Genomic DNA, 16,246 nt, shown 5'->3' with positions numbered 1-16,246 from the left:
CGACAACAACTCCCACTCAACATCCGTGAGCTCATACCGACGGATCACCGGTCAGATCATGCCCGACCCATGATCCTTTGAAGACACTGCCTAGGCCGAGGGTGGCGAGTCGGGCGAGGTTGGTGGCGGCGGCGAGGAGGTTGAAGTCGGCGGTGATGCGGGCGAGTCCGCGTGTGCGGGCGCGGCGTCCGCCGTGGCGGCGGCGCATGAGGTGGGCGAGTTTGCGTTCGACTTTGGGTCGGGTGGCGCGGTAGTCGGCCTGCCAGGCGGGATCTTGCTGGCGGGTGCGGGCGACGGTGAGGCGGGCTTCGTGCCGGCCGATCGTGATGCTGCGTCCGGTCTTGGCGTCGGTGCAGCGGGCGCGTAGTGGGCAGGTGGTGCAGGCGTTGCCGAAGTCGGCCTTGCCGGCGTGGCGGCCTTCGCCGGTGATCGGGCGGATCGGGCGGGTGATGCCGTTGGGGCAGGTCACCGTGGCCGTGTTGAGGTTGATGTGGAACTGGTCCTTGGTGAACTTGTCGGCGGGTGCCACGGGTGGCTGGACCTTGGTCTTGGCGTCGATGCCGTGGGTGTCCAGGTGGGCGAGGACCTCCCCGGCGCCGTAGGCGGAGTCGCCGTAGACCGCGGCGTCACCGGCCGGTTCGGCGTTGGCGGCGTGTCCGACGTTGGTGGCGGGTTCGGTGAGGTCGGCGATGAGACCGGCGGCGGGTTGCGCGTCGCCGGTGTTGCCGGCGGTGACGTCGGTGGCGGTGATGAGCTCGCTGTCGGGGTCGATGGCGATGTGGCCTTTGTAGCCGTCGAAGCCGTGGTGGCTGGTCTTGTGCCCGTGGCGGGCCTCGGGGTCGACGGTGGAGATGACCCGATCCGGGGTGACCTTGCGGGCGATGCGCAGCACCCCGTCGACGCCGGTCTCGAGGTCCTGACCGAGCACGGTAGCGAGGAGCCGCATCGCCTGAACGACCGGTTCCGGCAGGTCTTGCCGCCCGTCAAGGGCGGCAAGGAGCGCGTGACCGTCCCGGGCCCGGGAATCGATCAACGCCTCGCGGGCGGACTTGTCGTCCCAGTCCAGCACCGGCTTGGCTGAGCTGGCATAGTCGTCACCGGCGGTCAGGACCGCCCGCAGCAGCCCGGCCAGGTCCGCGCCGGCCACGCCGAGCAGGCCGCGGATCGCCGAACGGATCAGCGTGATCGTGTCCATGGTGGCGACCGCGTCATACAACGGGGTCGAGTCCAGGACCCGCCGCCGGCCGATCAGCCCAGCCTCCCGGGCGGCAGCGAGGGCCACCTCGAAGATGCGGTCCGGGCGGTCCGAGCGGCGCAGCCGCTCCCGCATGTCGACCAGCACGGTGTGGGCGAACCCGACCCGCCCGGCACCGTCCCAGCCACCGACCCCGGCGGCGTAACGCCACCGGGCGTCGAACGTGAACCGGTCCACCGCCTCCCGGTCCGACAGCCCCTCGAGGCGCTGCAACACCATCACTGCCGCGACCACCGACGGCGGCACCGACCGGCGGCCGATCCCGGCGAACAGGTCGGTGAACATGCCGTCCGGGAACAGCCGCTCGCGGCGCTGGGACAGGAACACAAAAATCGAGTTGCCGGGAAGGGTCTCATCGCAGAACCGGGTGACCGGGTCCAGCAGGTCCAACTGCTGTGACGCCCTGCCTAACGCCATCCCAGCAAACTATCCGAAATAGATCCAAACCGATGACCGCCACGCCGATGGCGGCCACCGTTTAACACCAGTCACCTAGGGGCTGTAGGGGGCCGGCGGGGGCATGAGGACCGCGCCGATCGTCGAGGTGAACTCTTCCCAGGCCGAGCGCTCCTCGGACAGCACCTTGCGGCCGGCGTTGGTCAGGCGGTAGGTGCGGCGCTCGCGGCCGCCGACCGTGGACCAGGCGCTCTCCACGTAGCCGGCGCGCTCGAGGCGGCGCAGGGCCGGGTACACGGTGCCGGTCGGCAGGCTCAGCGAGCCGCCGCTGCGCTCCTGGAGGGCCTCGATTATCGCGTACCCGTGGCGGGGTTCGCCGTCGAGCACCGCGAGCAGGAGTGCGTCGAGATGCCCGCGTAGCGCGTCCGCCTTCATGTGTAGTGAGTCTACGGGTCGGGGTCCCGCCGCGCCATGGCAGGGGTTTAGGGTCGCGGGCCCTGGGCAGGACGCGTGCACGAAAACGTTTCTGGGGGGAGCGGCGGCATGAGGCGGCGGGCCGAAACCGCGCGGGATGTCGATCTGCAGTGGCCGACCGGGCTGGGGATCGCGCTGGCGATGGCATCTGGGCGGGTCCTGGCCTACCGGCGAGGTGTGCCCCGGCCCGTGGTGGCCGCGCCGCGCTGGAGCAGCGGGAGTGCGGCGGGCCGGGCCGCGGGCGCGGTCGTCGACGCCGGAGCCGTGGCCCGGTGGCTCACCGGGCAACTGCCGGCGGGGCAGTACCACGGGCTCGTCATCGGCTCGCCCCACGGCGCCGCGCTGCACCTGGCGGCCGCGCTCGGGGTGCCGTGGCTGCCCGCGGGCTTCGAGCTGTCGACGCCCGACGTCGCCGTACGGGAGCAGGGCATCGGCAGTACCGCCGCCGACAACACGGCCGCGGCGGAGGCGGGCGAGCTCGGCGCCCGGGCGATCCTCGCCGCGAATCCGGACGTCGCGGTGCGGCAGGTCTACGACCCGGTGTGGCGGGGGTGGTCGGCGTCGGCGGCCGCGTACTCGGTGGTGCGCTGGCAGCGGCTCCCCGCCGCCTACCGCGACTGGATCGCCGAACGGCTGCGCCCGGGGGCGCCGATCATCGTGACCCGCGACGTGGGCCGGTGGGCGACCGTGGCGGGCCCGGCCGGGTACGCCTTCCAGCTCGGCAGCCGCGCCTCGGGCCTGCTGCCCGACGACTACCACGACCGCCGCGACGCCGCCGTGCTCGGGGAGCGGCCCGCGGACAGCGACGGCGAGCGCAGCGTCGACCGCGGGCTGGTCGAGGACCTGCGGCGGTTCGCGGCCGCGCACGGGCATCCGGTACGTCAGGTGCTCTACCGGCACCCCGACGTCCTCAGCGGCGCGGTCGCCGACCTGTACCGCGAGTGGCTGCGGTCCGGGAACCGCACGGGCAACCGCCTCGTCGTGGAGTGCGGCCGGCTGTTCGACCCGTGGCACGTGGTGCGGGCCGGGCTGGTGCCGTACTGGTGCGAGCATCCGCTGCGCTCCGCGGTCCGCGCGGTGTCGTGGTGGCTGGCCGGCAGCGAGCCGTTCACCGCCGTTGACGTGCTGCCGGAGCCGCCCGGCGTGACACTGCCGACCACCGCGCCGCTGGCGGAGTGGGAGGCGGTGGCCGCGTTCGCGACCCGGCACTCGCTGCTCGACCCGCGCTGCGTCCGCGCGTACCCGGCCGGCGCCGTCCCCGCCCACCACGCGACCCAGGTCCTGCGCTCCCAGCCGCCGGACCTGCCCTACCTGCCGCACCTCGAAGCCGGGTCCGCCCTCGCCGGCCTGGCCGGCCGCGGCCAGACCGACGGGCTGCTGATCCTCTAGGCGGCGGTCGCGTCCTCGGACTTCTCCTTGTTCTTCTGCACCTTGCTGATGACGTCGTGCAGGGGCTTGGTGCCGCTGCCGACGACCACGCCCGTGATGATGGCGTCGACCCACACCGGGATGCCCTGCCAGCCTTCGCCGGCGATGGAGTGCAGCAGGTACAGGCCGCCGGACGAGGAGGCGACGGTCGCCAGGGCGACCGCGATGCCCCACGAGATCAGGCCCCGGCTGGCGCGGCCCCGGTCCACCATGGACTTGGCGTGCGCGACCTGGATGAGGTCGTCGAGGGTGGCGTCGTGGTACTTGTTCGCCATGTTCGCCACCGCCTTCTCCAGGTCACCCTTGGCGTGCTGGCCGGGCATGAACCGGGCGAAGGGCTCGAGCACGCGCTCGACCGCGGTGGCGAACGCGAACAGCACGCCGAACAGGGCTGTCGCGTCCGGCAGGTGGATCTCGTCGGCGTTGACGCCGAAGTGGTACAGCGCCCAGGACCCGGCCCCGCCGGCCGCGACGAGCAGGAAAGCGGCGATCAGGGAGCCGATGCTGGCCGGCTGGGTCGTCACGGCCGCGGCCTCGTTGCCGGGCGCGGGCGGCGGCGTGTCGGGGCCGACCGTGACCGCGGCGCCGGCCACCTCGCCGGGCGCGCTGCCCGCGGTGGGCTGCGCCGGGATGCGCTGGGTGGCGTCCTGGTCGGCCGGGTTCGCCGGCGGCGCGGCGGCCGGGGGAACGGCCAGGTTCTGCGGTGCGACCGTGGCGGCGGCCACGACCCGGTTGCTGGAGGAGCCGAGGACGACGGTGCGTCGGACCAGTGCCATGCGCGAGAGGCTAGCGCCAGTCGATGCCCCGGATCATCGCGGGGACGCCGAGCCGACAGTCGGTGTGTCGGCCGGGGCCGGTGGCTCGTAGCGGCTCAGCGCGAAGGGGCCGAGGTCGACGGCGGCGTGCACCAGGATCGGCACGAGCAGGCTGCCGGTGAGGACGTACAGCACCGTCGCGCACGTGCCGAAGACCGCGGTACCGACGACCCCGACCACACCCTGGTAGAGGTGGCCGAGGCCGAAGAACAGGCTCACCAGCGCGGCGGCGACCCACAGGTTCAGGTGCAGCCCGCCGACCGCGCCGGCCAGGAACGCGCCGCGGAAGACCAGCTCCTCGCAGATGCCCGCGGTGAACGCGGTGCCCACGCCCCACAGCCGTTCGATGCCGGTACGGGGGAGCAGGAACGCGACCTGGGGCGGGGCGGCCGGGAGGCGGCGGCGCAGGAACCGGTCGCGGGCCCAGACGACGCCGATGAAGAGGGCGAAGAGGCCGGCCGCGAGCGCCGCCCCGCCCGCGCCGGGCCACCGCAGGCCGTAGTCGTCCGGGTGCACGCCCGGGCCGGTCAGGAGCGGGAGCAGGGCCACCGCGGCGAGCAGCCACCAGCTCAGGATGTACCGCCGATGGAAGCGCACCCGGCCGTCGGGCCGTGACTCGATCTCGGCCCGGCGGCGCGCCACGGTGCCGGGCGAGCGGGCGATGCGCACCACGAACCAGACCGCGAGCAGGGCCAGGACGGCCGCGCCGGCGGGTCCGAAGTGTGGATCGATCCAGCGGGCCACGGCGCTCATCATCCGGCAGCGAAGGGGCCGCCGCCAGCCCTCGCGGACTCGGCGGCGGCCCCTTCAAAAGTTTGGAGCTGCCCTTGTTGCTGTTCCCTTTAAGCCGACGCCGAGGCCGAGACCGCGGGGTTCGCCGAGGGCGAAGCGGTCGTGTCGGCCGGCGGCGGGAGCGCGCTGCCCTTGACGAACTCGTCCCAGGACTTGTCCCAGTCGGTCCAGCCGTTGCCCCAGGCGAGCTTGCGGGTCGTGTTCTTCACGATCACGACGTCGCCGATCTTGGTCAGGTTGTACAGGTACTTCGCGTTGCTCACCGAGACGTTGGTGCAGCCGTGCGAGACGTTGCGCTTGCCCTGGTCGCCTTCCGACCAGTCCGCGGCGTGGATGTACTCGCCGCCACTGGTGATGCGCTGCGTCCAGTACACCGTCTCGCGGTACGGGTCGGACGGGTCGGTGCCGACGAACAGCTCGGACTGGTTCTTGTCCATGACCACCATGTTCCCGCTGGAGCTGGGGGTCTTGGCCTTGCCGAGGCTGACCGGGACCGTCTTGATGACCGTGCCGTTCTGCTCCACCGTCATCTGGTGGGTCTTGTCATCGGTGGTCATGACGATCTTGTCACCGATGTTGAACGTGCTCGTGACGTCCTTGCTGCCCCAGCCGTTCTTCGTCAGTTGGAGGCCGCCGACGGCGAGCCGGACGTTGATCTTCGTGCCGGACTGCCAGTACTCCTTCGGGCGGTAGTGCACCTCGCCGCCGCTGAACCAGTACCAGGTGCCGACCTGCGGCGGCGTGGTCGTGACGATCAGCCGCTTCTCCACCGCCGCCCGCATGTCCTGCGGGACGCTGGAGCCGAACCGCACGACGATGGGCATGCCCACGCCGTACGTCTTGTTGTCGGAAACCGCGGTCGAGACGTTCACCGTCTTGCCGGGCTTCGCCATGGTCGTGAACGAGACCTTCTTACCGGCGGTGTCGCCGGCCGAGGTCACGGTCGCCGTGTACTGCGTGCCGTACTTGAGCTGCGTGCCGGGGACCCACGCCTTCCCGTCGGAGCTGAGCCCGCCCGCCACCGCGGCCCCCGACGCGTCCGTCAGCGTCACCTGGGCGTTGGCGCCCGGCTCGGCCTGCAGGGACAGGTCGGTCGCGGTGGAGACGTCGTTCGCTCCGTCGTTGGGGGCGGCGAAGGCCGCCTTGGGCAGCTCGGCGGCGGACGCGGAAGCCGAGGGGCCGCCGGCACTGCTGTCGGCGCCGGTCCATTTCGGCTTGACCTCGTCGTTGCTGCAGCCCGCAGCGAGAACGACAACGCCGGTCAGAGCGGCGATCGTGGCCAGTGCGCGTGCGGAGACTCCCATGTCCACACCTCCTTCGTTGGGCTAGAGCATGCATCGGTTGTCGTGCCGATGTATCCCGTGTTAGTGCCACCGGTTCAAACTTGCGGGAACCCCGTGGTGGCGAGCGATCTTGCCGTGCATCATCGTAGGAAGTAACGGATGACGAGAGCCATCCGCTCTTTCGACGTCTTCCGGACTGTCGGAGGTTGCGTGACAGTTTTGTAACGGCCGTCCGACCTGGCCGCCCGTGGGATTTGTCACGATCTCACGCGGTAGGTTTCAGGCCCGCACGCACGGTACGTTGTCTGGCAACATACGCGGCGGGCGCGCTCGGCATGTGGTACGGACTCGAGTACCGAGCATGCAACTTGCGCCCGCTCTTCGCGTACACTGGCAAGACCGCTCCCCAGGGCCGACGTTGTCCCGATTTGCACTCGATGACGTCAGGAGGCCCGATGGTTTTCCCCGGACCGCAGCAGCAGGGTCTGTATGACCCGTCCTTCGAGCACGACGCCTGCGGGGTCGCCTTCGTCGCCGATATCCACGGCCGTAGGTCCCACGATGTCGTGTTCAAGGGACTCTCCGCGCTGCGCCGGATGGACCACCGTGGCGCCCGCGGAGCCGAGCCCAACACGGGCGACGGCGCGGGCATCATGATCCAGATCCCGGATGCGTTCCTGCGCGAGGTCCTGCCGTTCGAACTGCCCCCCGCCGGGCAGTACGCGACCGGCCTCGCCTTCCTTCCCATCGACGACGAGGCGGCCGCGCGCGCCCAGCGGGTGCTGGAGAAGTACGCGCTGGTCGAGGGCGCCCAGGTGCTCGGCTGGCGCGACGTGCCGGTCGACCCGGCCGACCTCGGCGCCACCGCGCTGACCGCCATGCCCCGCATCCGCCAGGTGTTCGTGAGCGCCGAGAAGCTCGGCGCGCCTGGCACCGTGCTCGGCGGCCTCGACCTGGACCGGGTCGTCTACTGCGTGCGCAAGCAGGCCGAGCGGGAGACCCGGGAGCGCGGCATCCAGCTGTACCTGCCGTCGCTGTCGTCCCGCACGATCACGTACAAGGGCATGCTCACCCCGGACCAGGTCGTGTCCTTCTTCCCCGACCTGTCCGACGAGCGTGTGGCCTCGGCGATCGCCCTCGTGCACTCGCGCTTCTCGACGAACACGTTCCCGTCCTGGGAGCTGTCGCACCCGTACCGCATCATCGCCCACAACGGCGAGATCAACACGATCCGCGGCAACCGCAACTGGATGGCCGCCCGTGAGGCGCTGCTGGCCAGCGAGAACCTGCCGGGCAACATCCGCCGGCTGTTCCCGATCTGCACGCCGGAGGCGTCCGACTCGGCGAACTTCGACGAGGTCCTCGAGCTGCTGCACCTGGCCGGGCGGAGCCTGCCCCACGCGGTGCTGATGATGATCCCCGAGGCGTGGGAGAACGACTCGCGGATGGACCCGCTGCGCCGGGCCTTCTACCGCTTCCACGCGTCCCTCATGGAGCCGTGGGACGGCCCCGCCTCGGTCGCGTTCACCGACGGCACCGTCGTCGGCGCCGTGCTCGACCGCAACGGCCTGCGCCCGGGCCGCTGGTGGCAGACCAGCGACGGCCTGGTGGTGCTGGCCAGCGAGGCCGGCGTGCTCGACATCGACCCGGCCACCGTGGTGGCCAAGGGCCGCTCGGCCCCCGGCAAGATGCTGCTGGTCGACACGGCCGCGGGCCGCATCCGCACCGACGACGAGGTCAAGGCCGAGCTGGCCACGGCCGAGCCGTACGAGGAGTGGCTGCACGCCGGGCTGATGGACCTCGACCAGCTGCCGGAGCGTGAGCACGTCGTGTACACGCACGACTCCGTGCAGCGGCGGCAGCAGACGTTCGGGTACACCGAGGAGGAGCTCAAGATCCTCATCGGCCCCATGGCCCGGGTCGGCGCCGAGCCGCTGGGCTCGATGGGCACCGACACCCCGGTCGCGGTCCTGTCGACCCGGCCGCGGCTGATGTACGACTACTTCACCCAGCTCTTCGCGCAGGTCACCAACCCGCCGCTGGACGCCATCCGCGAGGAGCTCGTCACCAGCGTCGCGGCCACCATCGGCCCCGAGGGCAACCTGCTGCGGCCCGGCCCGGCCTCGTGCCGGCAGATCGCGCTGCCGTACCCGGTCATCGACAACGACGACCTGGCCAAGATCCTGCACATCGACGACGACGGCGACCTGCCCGGCTTCAAGGCCGTGCGGGTGTCCGGCCTCTACCCGGTGCGCGACGGGGGCACCGGGATCAAGCGCCGGCTGGTCGAGATCATGCGCGGCGTCTCGGAGGCCATCGAGGACGGCGTGCGCATCCTGGTGCTCTCCGACCGCGACTCCACCGTCGACCTGGCCCCGATCCCGTCGCTGCTGCTCACCGCCGCGGTGCACCAGCACCTGGTCCGCGAGCAGACCCGCACCCAGGTGTCGTTGGTGGTCGAGTCCGGCGACTGCCGCGAGGTGCACCACGTCGCGCTGCTGTCCGGCTTCGGCGCCTCCGCGGTCAACCCGTACCTCGCCTTCGAGAGCGTCGAGGACCTGATCAACACCGGCGCGCTGCCCGGCGTCGACCCGGACAAGGCGATCCACAACTACGTCAAGGCGCTCGGCAAGGGCGTCCTGAAGATCATGTCCAAGATGGGCATCTCGACCGTCTCGTCGTACTGCGGCGCCCAGGTCTTCGAGGCCGTCGGGCTCGACCCGCGCTTCGTGGAGCGCTACTTCACCGGTACCCCGAGCAAGATCGGCGGCATCGGCCTGGCCGAGGTGCACGCGGAGATCTCCGCCCGGCACTCCCGGGCCTACCCGGCCAACGAGGCCGAGCGGGCGCACCGGCGGCTCGAGGTCGGCGGCGAGTACCAGTGGCGCCGCGAGGGCGAGCTGCACCTGTTCAACCCCGAGACGGTCTTCCTCCTGCAGCACGCGACGCGTTCGCGGCAGTACGACGTCTTCCAGCGGTACACCGCGAAGGTCGACGAGCTGGCGGGCCAGGCGGGATCGCTGCGCGGGCTCTTCGAGCTGCGCACGGGCGTGCGCCCGGCGGTGCCGATCGAGGAGGTGGAGCCGGTCGCGGAGATCGTCAAGCGCTTCGCCACGGGCGCCATGTCGTACGGCTCCATCTCGGCCGAGGCGCACGAGACGCTCGCGATCGCCATGAACAGGATCGGCGGCCGGTCCAACACCGGCGAGGGCGGCGAGGACGCGGACCGGCTGCACGACCCGCGCCGGCGCTCGGCCGTCAAGCAGATCGCCAGCGGCCGCTTCGGCGTCACCACCGAGTACCTGGTCAACGCCGACGACCTGCAGATCAAGATGGCGCAGGGGGCCAAGCCGGGCGAGGGCGGGCAGCTGCCGGGCAACAAGGTGTGGCCCTGGATCGCCAAGACCCGCCACGCCACCCCCGGCGTCGGGCTGATCTCGCCGCCGCCGCACCACGACATCTACTCCATCGAGGACCTGGCCCAGCTGGTCTTCGACCTCAAGAACGTCAATCCGTCGGCGCGCGTGCACGTCAAGCTCGTGTCCGAGGTCGGCGTCGGCACCGTCGCGGCGGGCGTGGCCAAGACCAAGGCCGACGTCATCCTGATCTCCGGCCATGACGGTGGTACCGGTGCGTCGCCGCTGAACTCCCTCAAGCACGCCGGCACGCCGTGGGAGCTGGGCCTGGCCGAGACGCAGCAGACCCTGCTGCTGTCGGGGCTGCGGGACCGGGTCAGCGTGCAGGTCGACGGGCAGCTCAAGACCGGCCGCGACGTGGTGGTCGCGGCCCTGCTCGGCGCCGAGGAGTTCGGCTTCGCGACCTCGCCGCTCATCGTCTCCGGCTGCATCATGATGCGCGTCTGCCACCTCGACACCTGCCCGGTCGGGATCGCCACGCAGAACCCGGCGCTGCGCAAGCGGTTCACCGGCACCCCGGAGTTCGTCGAGAACTTCTTCCTGTTCCTGGCCGAGGAGGTGCGGGGTTACCTCGCCGAGCTCGGCTTCCGCACCCTCGACGAGGCGATCGGCCACACCGAGCTGCTCGACGTGCGCCCGGCGGTCGACCACTGGAAGGCCGGCGGGCTCGACCTGACCCCGCTGCTGCACGTGCCGCCGCTGGCCGACGACGCGGCCCGGCGCCAGACCACCAAGCAGGACCACCGGCTCGAGCGGGCGCTGGACAACCAGCTCATCGCGGCGGTGTCCCCGGCGCTGGACGCCGGCGAGACGATCCGGCTCGAGGTCCCGGTGCGCAACGAGCACCGCTCGGTCGGCGCGATGCTCGGCGGCGAGGTCGTGCGGCGGGTCGGCGGGGCCGGCCTGCCCGACGACACCGTGCAGATCACGCTGCGGGGCGTGGCCGGGCAGTCCTTCGGCGCCTTCGTGCCCCGCGGGGTCACGCTGCGGCTGGTGGGCGAGGCGAACGACTACGTCGGCAAGGGCCTGTCCGGCGGCCGGCTGATCGTGCGCCCGGACGAGCGGGCGCCGTTCGTCGCCGAGGAGCAGACGATCGGCGGCAACACGGTGCTGTACGGCGCGACCGGGGGCAAGCTCTTCATGCGCGGCCGGGCCGGCGAGCGCTTCGCCGTGCGCAACTCCGGCGCCCTCGCGGTCGTCGAGGGCGTGGGCGACCACGGGTGCGAGTACATGACCGGCGGTACCGTCGTCGTGCTCGGCACCACGGGCCGCAACTTCGCCGCGGGCATGTCCGGCGGGGTGGGGTACGTGTGGAACCTCGACCGCGACCTGGTCAACGCGGAGCTGGTCGACCTGCGGCCGGTCAGCGACCCCGAGCGGCTGCGGGCGTACGTCGCCGAGCACCACGCCGAGACCGGCTCCGCGGTCGCCGAGCGGCTGCTGGCCGACTGGGACACCGCGGTGGCGCAGTTCACCGAGATCATGCCGCGCGACTACGAGCGTGCGATGGAGGCGATGCGGGCCGCCGAGGCTGCCGGCCGCGATGTGGATGCGGCTGTCATGGAGGTGGCACGTGCCTGACCCGAACGGTTTCCTGCGCTACGAGCGACGGCTGCCGGCCCGCCGGCCGGTGCCCGTGCGACTGCAGGACTGGCGGGAGGTGTACCCGTCCGCCGGCGACGAGCTGATCCGGGAGCAGGCCAGCCGCTGCATGGACTGCGGCATCCCCTTCTGCCACGACGGCTGCCCGCTGGGCAACCGCATCCCGGACTGGAACGACCTGGTCCGCAGCGGCGACTGGGACTTCGCGATCGAGTCCCTGCACGCGACGAACAACTTCCCGGAGTTCACCGGGCGGCTGTGCCCGGCCCCGTGCGAGGCGGCCTGCGTGCTGTCCATCGCCGGCGGCCAGGCGGTCACGATCAAGCAGGTCGAGGTCGAGATCATCAACCGCGCCGTCGCGGCCGGCCGGGTGACCGCGCGCCCCGCGCCCGATCGCTCGGGCAAGAGCGTCGGCGTCGTGGGCTCCGGGCCGGCCGGGCTGGCCGCCGCCCAGCAGCTGGCGCGCGCCGGGCACGACGTCGTGGTCTACGAGCGCGACGACGCTTTGGGCGGGCTGCTGCGGTACGGCATCCCGGACTTCAAGCTCGAGAAGGAGCACATCGACCGCCGCCTCGAGCAGCTCCGGGCCGAGGGCGTGGAGTTCCGCACCGGCGTCAACGTGGGCGTCACGGTCTCCGTGGAGGAGCTCCGGGCCTCGCACGACGCGCTGCTGCTGGCCTGTGGCGCCCTCACCGGCCGGGACGTCGTCGAAACGCCCGGCCGGACGCTGCGCGGCATCCATCTGGCGATGGAGCACCTCGTCGAGTCGAACCGCGTCGTGGCCGGCAAGCAGCCCGCGCCCGCGATCACGGCCGAGGGCAAGCGCGTCATCATCATCGGCGGCGGCGACACCGCGGCCGACTGCCTGGGCGTCGCGCACCGGCAGGGGGCGGCCTCGGTGCTGCAGCTCGACCAGTACCCGACGCCGCCGGAGGAGCGCGACGAGTCCCGCGACCCGTGGCCGACCTGGCCGTGGATCCTGCGCAACTACCCGGCCCACGAGGAGGGCGGCGAGCGCGCCTTCGCGGTCGCCGTGACCTCCTTCGAGGGCGACGCCGAGGGCAACCTGACCGCGGTGCGCATCGCCGAGGTACAGGTGGCCCGGGTGGACGGACGCCGGCAGGTGCGCGTGGTGGAGGGGACCGAGCGGGAGTACCGCGCGGACCTCGTGCTGCTCGCGATCGGCTTCGAGGGCACCGAGGAAGGGCCGCTGCTGGCCAGCCTCGGCCTGACCCGCAACCGCCGCGGCGGCATCGACACCGACGAGACGTGGCAGAGCCCGGCGCCGGGCGTCTTCATCGCGGGCGACATGCACCGCGGGGCATCGCTGATCGTGTGGGCGATCGCGGAGGGCCGCGCGGCCGCCGCGTCGATCCACGCGTACCTCGGCGGCGACGGCGCGCTGCCCTCGCCGGTCGCGCCGTCAGCGGTGGCCCTATCGGCCTGAGGTGCTAAACGGGAGCGGGCCTCTTCGGGGGTCCGCGCCCGGGTACCCTGGGCCACGAGTACGGCCACGGCATCCAGCAGCGCCTGGGCATCCAGTACCAGTACACGATCTACCAGGAACTCCAGGGCGACCTCAACCTCGACCCCGGGGACGTGGAATCGGGTGCGGATCGCGCTCGAGCAGCAACGTGACCTGCTGCGGGCGCGCCGCGATCGCCTGATCGAGGGATGGCCCCCGGATCGAAGCGAGGCCGCGGCGGCGTTCGTCGACAAGCTCAACGGAATGATCGACACCATGACGGCCACCGCGGCCGCCGTCAACCGCATCGGCGTGGGCGTCGACGAGGCGTTCGCGGCCATCCGGGACGCGAGGCGCCAGCTCGAACCGATGCTGGCGGCCTACTCCGGGCCCAATCCAGGACGGGGACTGCCGATAGCCGGCGCGCAACAGGCCCATCTCGATCAGCAGGCGCGCGAGGTGCTGATGCGGGCCGACGCCAAGATAACGGGCGCGAGCGGCAACATCAGCACCGATATTCCGGCGGCCGCACGTTTCGGCGAGTCGACGGAGGTCGTCACGCTGGACAACGGCCCCGGCGGCAATGCGTCGTTGTCCGGTCGCCAGGCCTCAGGCCGGAGCGCCGTTTCGGAATTCTTGCCGGCACCGCGATTCGATCCGCCGTCTCCTCCCCCGGCCGCGGTGGGAAACAGCCCCGGCTGGGTGACCGAGGGAGGCGGATTGGTGCTGACCGGGGGAGCGCCGGGCCCATCCGTGCCACCGGCCGGAACCTCCGCACCTCCCACGGTGGGGGGCGGTTACCGCGATCGTTCCTACGAGCAGTACGCCGAGCGCCGGCGAACCAAGCGGGGCAACGACGACGAGCTGTGGCCGGTCGAAGAAGGCGTCAGCCCCGTGATCGACGCTCCGCGCGAACGGCCTCACGATCCTGGTCCGGGCGTCCTCGGAATCGACCGTTGACCGGCTCGGTTCGTCGTGCGGCCGTCTGCGCGGCGGCGATGCTGATGCTGGTGACGACCGCCCGACCGGCATTCGCGGACAACGTGCGTGAACGGGAGTGGCACGTCGCCGCGCTCGGTCTGGCGGAGGCCCACCGGCTGAGCCAGGGCGACGGCGTGATCGTTGCGGTGATGGACACCGGGGTCGATACCAGGCACGCCGAACTCACCGCGGCCGTGCTCCCGGGGAAGGGCTTCGGTGAGGGCAACTCCTCGGACGGGCGGAGCGACTCGTTCGGCCATGGGACGGCGGTGGCCGGCCTCATCGCCGGGCGCGGGCTTCCGAACGGCGGTGGTGTGCTCGGCGTCGCGCCGAAGGCGATGATCCTGCCGCTGCAGACGCTGCGCGGCGATGACGGGCTCGGCGTGCCCGGGTTTCTGGCCGAGGGCGTCGACTGGGCGGTGGCCAACGGCGCGAAGGTCGTCTGTGTGGCCGGCGGTACCAGCGAGAACGGGCAGGTGCGAGAGGCCGTCGAGCGTGCGTTGAAGGCGGACGTCGTTGTCGTCGCCGCCGTGGGGAACACGCCCCGGCAGACCACTGTCGCCTTCCCCGCCAAGCTGCCGGGGGTCCTCGCCGTCGGCGGCACGGATCGCAACGGAGAGCACGCGCCCGTGTCCGTGGCAGGCCCGGAGATCCGGGTCGCGGCGCCGGCCGTCGAAATCATCTCGACCGGGCTGTCCGGTGACTACACCGTATCGATGGGCACGAGCGACGCCACCGCGATTGTTGCCGGTGTCGTTGCGCTGGTGCGGGCCAGGTATCCGCATCTCTCGGGGGCCGAAGTGGTTCATCGCCTCACGGCTACCGCTACCGACAAGGGGAAGCCCGGCCGTGACGAGGAGTACGGGTTCGGCATTGTGAATCCCGTCGCCGCGCTCACCGCCGACGTTGTGCCGGTTCCGCCGTCCGCGGCGGTGTCGTCCGCGCCGGCCCGATCGGCTGGTGCGGGTGTGAAGTGGGGGTTTGGGCTGGGGGTCAGCGTTGTCTTCGTGCTGATCGGGGTGTTCGTGATCGGGCGGCGGGTTGCGGAGCGGCGTTAGTCACCTCTCGCGTTGGTGTGGCGATCACCCTTCGCGGGTAAGGCGCGCAGAATGGGGGATACCGTCTATGACACGCTCGTGCCGCTCGGGATTGCGCTCGCCGCTGCGCTGCTCGCGCTGCTGTTCGTGCAGATTGTGCACAAGCTGATTCTGCGCGTCGGGCGGCAGTCCTCGTTCCTCACGGAGCTTGCTCAGCGTGCGCATCGGCCTACGCAGTGGGTTGTCGTGCTGTGTGCGGTGTACTTCTCGGTACGCGCCACGGCCGATGGGGCCTCTTGGCGGCACGCTTTTCTGCACGTCGATCAGCTGGTCGTGATCGGGGCCACCGCGTGGCTCGTCGCGGCGCTGCTCGTGGTGGCCGAGGACGCGGCGCTGGCGCGGTTCCGCACCGATGTGCCCGACAACCGTACGGCGCGGCGCGTGCACACGCAGGTGATCCTCATTCGGCGCGTGACGGTTGCCGTCGTGGCGGTACTCGCGGGCGCCGTGATGCTCATGACGTTTCCCCAGGCGCGGCTCGTCGGCACGTCGGTGCTGGCCAGTGCCGGGTTCGCGGGCATCATCGCCGGTCTGGCGGCGCAGAGCGTGCTGCGCAACCTGTTCGCGGGGCTGCAGCTCGCGTTCTCCGACGCGGTGCGGCTCGGCGACGTCATCATCGTCGAGAACGAATGGGGGCGGGTTCAGGAGATCACGCTGTCGTACGTGGTCGTGCACGTGTGGGACGACCGGCGGCTCATCCTGCCGACGTCGTACTTCACCGAGAAGCCCTTCGAGAACTGGACCCGGACGGATTCGGCTCTGCTGGGGGCGGTGATGTTCGATGTCGACTGGTGGCTGCCGGTACCGGAGATGCGTGAGGAGCTCCGGCGCGCCCTGGAGTCCACGGACCTGTGGGACGGGCGGGTGTCGGTACTGCAGGTCGTCGAGGCCACGGGCACGGCCATGCAGCTGCGTGCGCTCGTGAGCGCCGTCGACGCGCCCAAGCTGTGGGACCTGCGCTGTTTCGTGCGCGAGCACCTCGTGACCTGGCTGCGCGACACGCATCCGACCGCGCTGCCGAGGTTCCGTACCGAGATGACCTCCGCGATGCCGATCCACGCGACGCTCACCGGGCAGACGCTCACCACGGACGGTGACTCCCGTGTGTTCAGCCACAGCGTCGACGGGCGGGCCCGCGCGGAGGCGTTCACGGGGCGGGAGCAGTAGCCCCGAAAGGGTGGACGGGAGGCCAGGAGCGGGGAACGCGCGGGTGGACGGCGTCTCAACTGATGGCGCCGGACC

The 16,246-nt window shown here is 71.6% G+C and carries 11 protein-coding genes; 6 read left to right on the top strand and 5 right to left on the bottom strand.

What is annotated here, in order from left to right; all coding sequences use genetic code 11:
• Positions 1 to 31: 31 nt before the first annotated feature.
• Positions 32 to 1,672, bottom strand: coding sequence for an IS1182 family transposase (locus AB0B76_RS52595; protein ID WP_360391921.1), 1,641 nt, complete (start codon positions 1,670 to 1,672; stop codon positions 32 to 34).
• Between the two features lie 75 nt (positions 1,673 to 1,747).
• Positions 1,748 to 2,086: a helix-turn-helix transcriptional regulator gene (locus AB0B76_RS52590; protein WP_360391918.1), complete on the bottom strand. Its 339-nt coding sequence runs from the start codon at positions 2,084 to 2,086 to the stop codon at positions 1,748 to 1,750.
• A gap of 108 nt (positions 2,087 to 2,194) precedes the next feature.
• Between AB0B76_RS52590 and AB0B76_RS52585 the strand changes: the two genes are divergently transcribed.
• Complete coding sequence (locus AB0B76_RS52585; protein ID WP_360391915.1) at positions 2,195 to 3,514, top strand: hypothetical protein; 1,320 nt, start codon at positions 2,195 to 2,197, stop codon at positions 3,512 to 3,514.
• On the opposite strand, the gene AB0B76_RS52580 is transcribed toward AB0B76_RS52585, so the two are convergent.
• From AB0B76_RS52580 to AB0B76_RS52570, 3 genes are all read right to left on the bottom strand, one after another.
• A complete protein-coding gene (locus AB0B76_RS52580; protein ID WP_360391912.1) occupies positions 3,511 to 4,329 on the bottom strand; it encodes a hypothetical protein in 819 nt (272 codons plus the stop codon). The two genes, AB0B76_RS52585 and AB0B76_RS52580, sit on opposite strands and share 4 nt — an antisense overlap.
• Before the next feature lie 33 nt (positions 4,330 to 4,362).
• Positions 4,363 to 5,112, bottom strand: a complete 750-nt coding sequence (locus tag AB0B76_RS52575; protein WP_360391910.1) for a CPBP family intramembrane glutamic endopeptidase — start codon at positions 5,110 to 5,112, stop codon at positions 4,363 to 4,365.
• Between the two features lie 98 nt (positions 5,113 to 5,210).
• On the bottom strand, positions 5,211 to 6,464 hold the full coding sequence (locus AB0B76_RS52570) for an Ig-like domain-containing protein (protein WP_360391907.1): 1,254 nt from the start codon (positions 6,462 to 6,464) through the stop codon (positions 5,211 to 5,213).
• Between the two features lie 434 nt (positions 6,465 to 6,898).
• Here AB0B76_RS52570 and gltB point away from each other — a divergent pair, with 434 nt between their 5' ends.
• The 5 genes from gltB to AB0B76_RS52545 all read left to right on the top strand — a co-directional run bounded on the left by gltB (position 6,899) and on the right by AB0B76_RS52545 (position 16,171).
• Positions 6,899 to 11,440, top strand: coding sequence for a glutamate synthase large subunit (gltB, locus tag AB0B76_RS52565; RefSeq protein WP_360391905.1), 4,542 nt, complete (start codon positions 6,899 to 6,901; stop codon positions 11,438 to 11,440).
• Positions 11,433 to 12,908, top strand: coding sequence for a glutamate synthase subunit beta (locus AB0B76_RS52560; protein ID WP_360391902.1), 1,476 nt, complete (start codon positions 11,433 to 11,435; stop codon positions 12,906 to 12,908). Before gltB ends, AB0B76_RS52560 begins: the two co-directional genes overlap by 8 nt.
• A gap of 162 nt (positions 12,909 to 13,070) precedes the next feature.
• Positions 13,071 to 13,886 carry a hypothetical protein gene (locus AB0B76_RS52555; protein ID WP_360391900.1) on the top strand — a complete coding sequence of 272 codons (816 nt, stop codon included), beginning with the start codon at positions 13,071 to 13,073 and terminating at the stop codon, positions 13,884 to 13,886.
• Entirely contained in the window at positions 13,883 to 14,965 is a 1,083-nt protein-coding gene (locus AB0B76_RS52550; protein ID WP_360391898.1) for a S8 family serine peptidase, read from the top strand. Before AB0B76_RS52555 ends, AB0B76_RS52550 begins: the two co-directional genes overlap by 4 nt.
• Positions 14,966 to 15,016: 51 nt before the next feature.
• A complete protein-coding gene (locus AB0B76_RS52545) occupies positions 15,017 to 16,171 on the top strand; it encodes a mechanosensitive ion channel domain-containing protein (RefSeq protein WP_360391895.1) in 1,155 nt (384 codons plus the stop codon).
• The last annotated feature ends 75 nt before the right edge of the window (positions 16,172 to 16,246 follow it).

This window comes from Dactylosporangium sp. NPDC049140, from assembly GCF_040648435.1.
Note: the sequence above shows the minus strand (reverse complement) of the source record. Positions and strands in the feature narration are given on the sequence as shown.